At 75.0% G+C, this 7,346-nt stretch carries 8 protein-coding genes; 3 read left to right on the top strand and 5 right to left on the bottom strand.

Annotation, left to right across the window (positions count from 1 at the left end; all coding sequences use genetic code 11):
• The 5 genes from HGCM_RS15645 to HGCM_RS15625 all read right to left on the bottom strand — a co-directional run.
• Positions 1–243: 2-oxoglutarate dehydrogenase E1 subunit family protein (locus HGCM_RS15645; protein ID WP_026075529.1), on the bottom strand; the 243-nt coding region annotated here is incomplete at its 3' end.
• A 296-nt stretch (positions 244–539) separates the two neighbouring features.
• Positions 540–1,346, bottom strand: a complete 807-nt coding sequence (locus HGCM_RS15640; protein WP_026075528.1) for an ABC transporter permease — start codon at positions 1,344–1,346, stop codon at positions 540–542.
• Positions 1,346–2,314, bottom strand: coding sequence for an ABC transporter ATP-binding protein (locus HGCM_RS15635; RefSeq protein ID WP_019137758.1), 969 nt, complete (start codon positions 2,312–2,314; stop codon positions 1,346–1,348). The genes HGCM_RS15640 and HGCM_RS15635 overlap by 1 nt, the downstream gene beginning before the upstream one ends.
• Before the next feature lie 16 nt (positions 2,315–2,330).
• Positions 2,331–3,464, bottom strand: coding sequence for a HAMP domain-containing sensor histidine kinase (locus tag HGCM_RS15630; protein WP_019137757.1), 1,134 nt, complete (start codon positions 3,462–3,464; stop codon positions 2,331–2,333).
• Positions 3,461–4,210 (bottom strand): response regulator transcription factor, encoded by a 750-nt coding sequence (locus HGCM_RS15625; RefSeq protein ID WP_040399161.1) that lies wholly within the window; start codon positions 4,208–4,210, stop codon positions 3,461–3,463. Before HGCM_RS15625 ends, HGCM_RS15630 begins: the two co-directional genes overlap by 4 nt.
• Positions 4,211–4,421: 211 nt before the next feature.
• On the opposite strand from HGCM_RS15625, the gene HGCM_RS15620 reads away from it, so the two are divergent.
• From HGCM_RS15620 to HGCM_RS20035, 3 genes are all read left to right on the top strand, one after another.
• A complete protein-coding gene (locus HGCM_RS15620; protein WP_040399160.1) occupies positions 4,422–5,741 on the top strand; it encodes a hemolysin family protein in 1,320 nt (439 codons plus the stop codon).
• Positions 5,738–6,781, top strand: coding sequence for a hemolysin family protein (locus HGCM_RS15615; RefSeq protein WP_019137754.1), 1,044 nt, complete (start codon positions 5,738–5,740; stop codon positions 6,779–6,781). Before HGCM_RS15620 ends, HGCM_RS15615 begins: the two co-directional genes overlap by 4 nt.
• A gap of 222 nt (positions 6,782–7,003) precedes the next feature.
• Positions 7,004–7,346, top strand: a 343-nt coding sequence (locus HGCM_RS20035) for a hypothetical protein (protein WP_040399158.1), incomplete at its 3' end; no start/stop codon positions are given.

Raw genomic sequence — 7,346 nt, 5'->3', positions numbered from 1 at the left:
GGGCGCCGCGGCGGCGCTCGGCGCGGGTGCGGCGGGCTGCGCGGGGCCGGGGGCGGTCACGGCCGTCGCGCCGGGACGCTCGGCTCCGTTGCCGTCCCCGGAGCGGTAGCCCTCGAAGAAGTCCCACCACGCGGGGTCCACCGCGTTCTTGTCCTGCAGGTACTGCTCGTACAGCTCGTCCACGAGCCACTCGTTCGCGCCGAAATCAGCGCGCGTCGACTCCGGCTCCGCCTTCTGGACCACGCGAGGATCGCCCACTTCCGCATGCGGTTCGTGACCGCGTCGTTGTCGGTTCTGTTGAGGTCAAGACTACGGGCTGCGCGCGGCCGGGACGGCCCGGGGCGGCGGCCTCCGGGGCATCTGCCGACGCCTTTCACCTGTCCGGCGCGCCCAGGTCAACGCCGGGCAAGGGAAGGCCTGTCGCACGCCCAAGCCGGGGTCTGCCGGGGGCATCCGAGGTCATGTCCCGTCCCAGAGCGTGAGACGCCCCGCGACCGCCCGCCGGGCCGGCCGGCGGTCGGGGGACGGACGTCCGCGGGTCAGGTGATGTCCCGCCGCAGGGTGGTCAGGCGTCCGAGGAGCGCCAGGACCAGCGCGTACCCGAGCAGCACGAGCAGGCCCTGCCACCACGCCAGCAGGTCGGCGAGCCCGGACACGGAGTAGAACGACCCGCCCGAGATCGCCTCACCCGCCGCACCGGGCAGGAACTTCGCGATGCCGCCGCCCCAGTCCGTGCTCGCCAGCGCGAACCGCGCGACGGGCTCCACGAACTGCGTGAAGGCGAGGACGACGACGATGACGGCGACCTGGTTCGTGATCGTCGCGCCGAAGCCGACGCCGAGCACGGCCCAGACCGTGAGCGCGAGCGCCGAGAGCGCGATGGTGCGCCACGTCGAGCCGAGGTCCAGGTAGGTCGGCTTGCCGATGATCGCGAGCACGCCCGCGCCGGCACCCACGGACGCCAGCGTGCCGACGACGCCGAAGACGACGCCGAGGACGGCCCCGGCACCGAGCTTCGCGAGCAGGACGACGGTCCGCCGCGGCTCGGCGAGCAGGGTGGGCGTGATCGTCTTGTGCCGGAACTCCGACGTCACGACCATCGCGCCCACGAGGAGCGGGAACAGGTAGCCGAACGACACGGCCACCGTGTACGCGCCGCGGACGACCTGCTCCGGGCCGATCGGCGGGGCGTCCGACCCGGCGCCCGTCTGCTCCGGGGCGAGCGAGAGCGCGGCGGCGAGCCCGCCGGACATGAGCGCCATGTAGGCGGCCATGACGACGAGCAGGATCCACCACATCCGGGTGGTGAGGACCTTGCGGGTCTCGGCGACGAGGGCGGCACGCATCACGCCACCGCCCGTCCGGCCGGGGCCTGCTGGACGGGCCCGGGAGCCCCGCGGGAGACCAGCTCGAGGAACAGCCCTTCGAGGCCGGGGTCGACGCGCGTGAGCGTGTGCAGCTCCAGGCCCGCGCGGAACGCCGCGGCGCCGACCTCCGGCGTCTCCACGCCCTCGAGCTCGACCCAGCCCGGCCCCGCGCCGTCGGGTCCGACGCGCCAGCCGGACGCCTGCACGAGGCGCGCGAGCCCGTCGACGTCGGGGGAGACGACGCGCACCCGCGTCGTCGTCATCGCGGCCAGGTCGGCGAGCGACGACTCGTGCACCAGGCGGCCGCCGGCGATGATGACGACGTCGTCCACGGTCTGCTCGACCTCGGACAGGACGTGGCTCGAGACGAGCACGGTGCGCCCCTGGGCGGCCAGCGAGCGCAGGAACACCCGCAGCCAGCGGATGCCCTCGGGGTCGAGGCCGTTGGCGGGCTCGTCGAGGACGAGCACCTGCGGGTCGCCGAGCAGCGTCGTGGCCAGGGCCAGGCGCTGGCGCATGCCGAGGGAGAACCCGCCGACGCGCCGGTCGGCGACCTCGGCGAGCCCGACGGTGGCGAGCACCTCGCGGGCGCGGGCGTCGGTGACGGGCACCTGCGGCGCGTAGCTGCGCAGGTGGTCCAGCGCGGTGCGGCCGGGGTGGAAGCTCGCGGCCTCCAGCGCCGCGCCGACGACGGACGTCGGGCGGGGGAGCTCGGCGTAGCGGCGCCCGCCGATCGTGGCGGTGCCGGACGTGGGCCGCACGAGGCCCAGCAGCATCCGCAGCGTCGTCGTCTTGCCGGCGCCGTTGGGCCCGAGGAACCCGGTGACGCGGCCGGGCCGGACCTCGAAGGTCAGGTCGTCGACGGCACGCACGTGGCCGAAGGTCTTGGTGAGTCGCTCGACCCGGACGACGCCGTCCGGCGGGGTGGGTGGGGTGGGCTGGCTCATGCGACGAACCTACCGGTCAGCGCGTTGCGGGCGTCTCTCCCGGCCGCGCCATCAGCAGGCCGCCGGCGGGCGTCGGCGGCACGTCGGCCCGCGCGGGCAGCGTGACCCGCATGGTGCAGCCGGTCTCGGTGTCGGCCACCTCGATCGTGCCGCCGTGCAGCTCGACCGCCCAGCGCACGATGGACAGGCCGAGCCCCGTGCCGCCGGTCGAGCCGACGCCCGTCGTCGACGGCATGTTCCCCCGCACGAACCGCTCGAACACGTGCGCCCGCTGCTCGCGCGCGATGCCCGGCCCGTGGTCGACGACGTCCAGCCGGACCGTCGGCCCGACCTGGGTCGCCTCCAGCCGCACCTCCTCGCCGTCGGGCGAGTGGCGCACGGCGTTGTGCAGCAGGTTGGCGACGACCTGGTGGAGGCGCTCGGGGTCGGCGTCGATCGTGAGCCCGGGCGGGTCCACCTGCACCGGGAACCGCAGGTGCTTGGCCGCGCCGACCAGCGCCGCCGCCTCGGCGGCCTCCTCGAGGAAGTCCTCCAGCGGCACGCGGGTGATCTCGAGCGGGGCGTCGCCCGCCTCGAGGCGGGACAGGTCGAGCAGGTAGGTCACGAGCCGGCCGAGCCGCTCGGTCTGGGCGAGCGCCGCCTCCATCGTGGCGGGGTCGGCCTCGTCGACGCCGTCGACGATGTTCTCGAGCTGCGCCTGCAGGGCGGTGACCGGCGTGCGCAGCTCGTGCGCGACGTTCGCGATGAGCTCGCGCCGGAACCCGTCCGCCTGCCCGAGGTCCTCGGCCATGGTGTTGAACGCGTGGGCCAGCTGCCCGACCTCGTCGCGGCTCGTGGCGCGCACGCGCACCGTGTAGTCGCCGCCGGCCATCTTGCGGGCGGCCGCGGTCATCTCGCGCAGGGGCGAGGTCATGCCGCGCGCGAGGATCTGGGTGACGACGAGCGAGATGACGATCGCGAGCGGCAGCGTGCGCGTCGGGCCGAGGTGGCGCGTCAGGCCCAGCCAGGTGATGAAGGCCGCGAGCGTCACGACGGCCGCGACGAGCACGCCCAGCTTGATCTTGATCGAGCTGAACCGGTCGAGCGGCCGCACGTCGGGGAGCAGCGACCGCGCGAGGTCGCCGCGGGCGTGGCGGGGGGCGGCGGTCACGCCCCGTCCGGCTCCTCGCCGGACGGCTCGAACGCGTAGCCCACGCCGTGCACGGTGCGGATGAGGTCGGAGCCGAGCTTGCGGCGCAGCGCCTTGACGTGGGAGTCGACCGTCCGGGTGCCGCTGGCGTCGACCCAGTCCCACACCTCGGCGAGCAGCCGCTCGCGCGTGAGCACCGTGCGCGGCGACGTGCCGAGCGCGAGCAGCAGGTCGAACTCGGTCGGGGTCAGGTGGACCTCCTGGCCGTCGCGCATGACGCGCCGCTGCGCGCGGTCGACGACGACGTCGCCGAGGACGAGCGGCGGGTCGGGCTGGGTGGCCTGCGCCTGCTCGGCGGCGAGGGTGGCGCGCTGCTGACGGCGCAGCAGCGCCTTCGTCCGCGCGACGAGCTCGCGCATGGAGAACGGCTTGGTCATGTAGTCGTCCGCGCCCACACCGAGCCCGACGAGCATGTCCGTCTCGTCGTCGCGCGCGGTGAGCATGAGCACGGGCACGGGGCGCTCGGCCTGGATGCGCCGGCACACCTCGAGGCCGTCGATGCCGGGCAGCATGACGTCCAGCACGACGACGTCGGGCTGCAGGCGGGACGCCGCCGCGACGCCCGCGAGGCCGTCGCGCGCCGCCTCGACCGCCCAGCCCTCGGCCGAGAGCCGCCGCACGATGGCCTGCGCGATCGCCGGCTCGTCCTCGACCACCAGCACCGTCGTCGCGTCGCGGGCCGTCCTAACTGGACTCGTCGTGGTCATGGGGCCAGCGTGGCACAGGCGCCTGCGCGCGGCCCGGCCTTCCGGCGCGCGTCGCCCGCCGCCCTCGTGCGGCAGCGGCGCCGGTCCGTACACTGGCGCCCACGATGAGCAGCTCAAGTCGCTGCCGGCGTCCCGCCCGGGCCTGCGAGCCCGGGCCCGACCATGCCGGCCCCCCTGCCCTAGTCCCTGCCGTGCTGCGCGCGGTGACCCCGTGCTGACGGAGTGGTTGCTCGTCGGCCTGGGCGTCCTCCTCACCGCCGGCACCGCCGTGTTCGTCGCGGGCGAGTTCTCGCTCGTGACCCTCGACCCCGGCGTCGTCGACAAACAGACGCGCGCCGACGACCGGCGCGGCCAGTCGGTGCTCAAGGCGCTGCGCCGGCTGTCCACCGAGCTGTCGGGCGCCCAGGTCGGCATCACGCTGACGACCGTCCTGCTCGGCTACACGACGCAGCCGGCGGTCGCCCGGATGCTCGCGTCCTGGATCGGCGGCTGGGCGGGCGAGGCCGTCGCGGGCGTCCTCGCCGTCGTCGTCGCGGTCGTGCTCGTCAACGGCTTCTCCATGGTGTTCGGCGAGCTCGTCCCCAAGAACTTCGCCATCGCCCGCCCGCTGGGCACCGCCCGCGCGGTCGCGCCGCTGCAGCGCGGCTTCACCTCGGCGCTGCGCCCGCTCATCGTCGCGTTCAACGGCACCGCCAACCGGATCCTGCGGTCCGTCGGCGTCGAGCCGCGCGAGGAGCTGTCGGGTGGCCGCTCGCCGCAGGAGCTCGCGGCGCTCGTCCGGCGCTCGGCCGAGGCCGGCACGCTCGACGCGTCGACCGCCACGCTGCTCACCAACGCGGTCGACTTCGGCGAGCTCACGGCCGTTGACGTCATGACGGACCGCCAGCGGCTCGTCGTCGTGCACCGCGACGACACGGCCGCCGACGTCGTCATGCTCGCGCGCTCGTCCGGCCACTCGCGCTTCCCGGTGATCGGTGACTCCAGCGACGACGTCGTCGGGCTCGTGCACCTGCGCCGCGCGATCGCCGTGCCCTACGACGAGCGGCCGCTCGTGCGTGCCGCCGACCTCATGGTCGACGCGCCGCGCGTGCCCGAGACGGTCCACCTCGGGCCGCTGCTCGTCGAGCTGCGCGACCAGGGCCTGCAGGCCGCCGTCGTCGTCGACGAGTACGGCGGCACGTCCGGCATCGTGACGCTGGAGGACGTCGTCGAGGAGCTCGTCGGGGACGTCCGCGACGAGCACGACCGCCGCCGCACGACCGCGGCGCGCTCCGCCGACGGCTCCTGGTACCTGCCCGGCGTCCTGCGGCCCGACGAGCTGTGGGAGACCACGGGCCTGCGGGTGCCGGAGGACGGCCCTTACGAGACGCTCGGCGGCCTCCTCATGGCCGAGCTCGGCCGCATCCCGGAGGTCGGCGACGAGGTGGTGGCCGGCGACGTGGTGCTTCAGGTCGCGCAGATGGCCGGGCGGCGGGTCGAGCGCGTGCGCGTGCTGCCCGCGGCCGAGGTCGGCGAGGGGGAGGAGCGATGAGCAGCACGCTCGCCCTCGCGATCGCGGTCGTCCTGCTGGCCGCCAACGCGTTCTTCGTCGGCGCGGAGTTCGCCATCATCTCCGCGCGGCGCTCGTCGATCGAGCCGCTGGCCGAGGCGGGGGACCGCCGGGCCCGCACGGTGCTGTGGGCCATGGAGCACGTGTCCCTCATGCTCGCGTGCGCGCAGCTCGGCATCACCGTGTGCTCGACGAGCCTCGGCGTCGTCGCCGAGCCGGCGATCGCGCACCTCATCGAGGAGCCGCTGCACGCGCTCGGCGTGAGCCCTGCCTGGACGCACCCCATCGCGTTCGTCGTCGCGCTCGCCGTCGTCGTCTTCCTGCACGTCGTCCTCGGCGAGATGGTGCCCAAGAACCTCGCCGTCTCCGGCCCGGACCGCGCGGTGCTGCTGTTCGGCCCGCCGCTCGTGTGGGTCGCGCGCGTCGTGCGGCCGGTGATCTGGGCGCTGAACTGGCTCGCGAACCACGTGCTGCGGCTGTTCGGCGTCGAGCCGAAGGACGAGGTCGCCTCGGCGTTCACCGCGCAGGAGGTGCAGTCGATCGTCGAGCGCTCCCAGGCCGAGGGCCTGCTGGAGGACGAGCAGGGCCTGCTCACCACGGCGATCGAGTTCTCGGACAAGCGCGCGGTCGACGTCATGGTCGGCCTCGACGACGCGGTGGTCCTGCGCCGGGACGTGACGCCCGCCGCCGTCGAGGAGCTCGTCGGCCGCACCGGGTTCTCCCGCTTCCCCGTCGCGGACGACGACGGGGAGCCGGTCGGCTACCTGCACGTCAAGGACGTGCTCTACGCCGAGGGCTCCGAGCGCGACCTGCCCGTCCCCGCGTGGCGGCTGCGGGCGCTCGCGGTGGCCGGCGTCGACGACGAGATCGAGACGGTGCTCGCGGCCATGCAGCGGTCCGGGGCGCACCTCGCGCGCGTGCTCGTCGACGGCTCGTGCACCGGCGTCGTCTTCCTGGAGGACATCCTCGAGGAGCTCGTCGGCGAGGTCAGCGACGCGATGCAGCGCGGCTCGCTGCGCTGACGACGAGGTGTCCGCGCGGCGGCCGTCCGGTGGCCGCGCGGCGTCGGCCGGGGTGAGGCACGACACCCGCTGGACGCGCGTCCAGGGGGTTTTGCTGCTAGCGGGTGAGCCGTTATGGTTTCGTGATCGCGGACGGGACGCAGGTCTCAGGGGAACCCGACCGGACGCGCTCACGATGACGTCGCAGACGCGGACGTCTGCTGCCTGACGAGGGAGGTGCCGGTGGGGTCTGCCCCTGACGACTCCTCGGTCGAGGCCGCCCAGCGGCTCACCCGTCGCAGCATCCGCGAGGCCGAGCGCCGCGCCGCCGCAGCCGCCTCGTCGACCCCCGCGCCGCTGCCGGCGTCCCAGGTCCAGACGCTGCAGATGCCCGCCGGCGAGCCCGCCCGCAGCCGCCGCACCGTCGCCGACAGCTGGCCCGCCGCGACCGGGCTGCAGGGCCCCCACGCGCACTCGCCGGCGACGGGGCTGCCCGTCGTCGGCCGGGCCGGCACCCCCGCCGCCTCCGTCGAGGACCTGCTGCGCCTCGCGGTGCGGGACGCCGTGCCGGACCACGCACGGACCC

The organism is Cellulomonas massiliensis JC225 (assembly GCF_000312005.1).
GTDB classification, from domain to species: Bacteria; Actinomycetota; Actinomycetes; order Actinomycetales; family Cellulomonadaceae; genus Cellulomonas; species Cellulomonas massiliensis.
Note: the sequence above shows the minus strand (reverse complement) of the source record. Positions and strands in the feature narration are given on the sequence as shown.

What these genes read in the sequence shown, in the direction of transcription:
- HGCM_RS15640 (WP_026075528.1), bottom strand. Translation starts at nt 1,346, where the DNA reads ATGCGTGCCGCCCTCGTCGCCGAGACCCGCAAGGTCCTCACCACCCGG.
- HGCM_RS15625 (WP_040399161.1), bottom strand. Translation starts at nt 4,210, where the DNA reads ATGACCACGACGAGTCCAGTTAGGACGGCCCGCGACGCGACGACGGTG.
- HGCM_RS15635 (WP_019137758.1), bottom strand. Translation starts at nt 2,314, where the DNA reads ATGAGCCAGCCCACCCCACCCACCCCGCCGGACGGCGTCGTCCGGGTC.
- HGCM_RS15615 (WP_019137754.1), top strand. Translation starts at nt 5,738, where the DNA reads ATGAGCAGCACGCTCGCCCTCGCGATCGCGGTCGTCCTGCTGGCCGCC.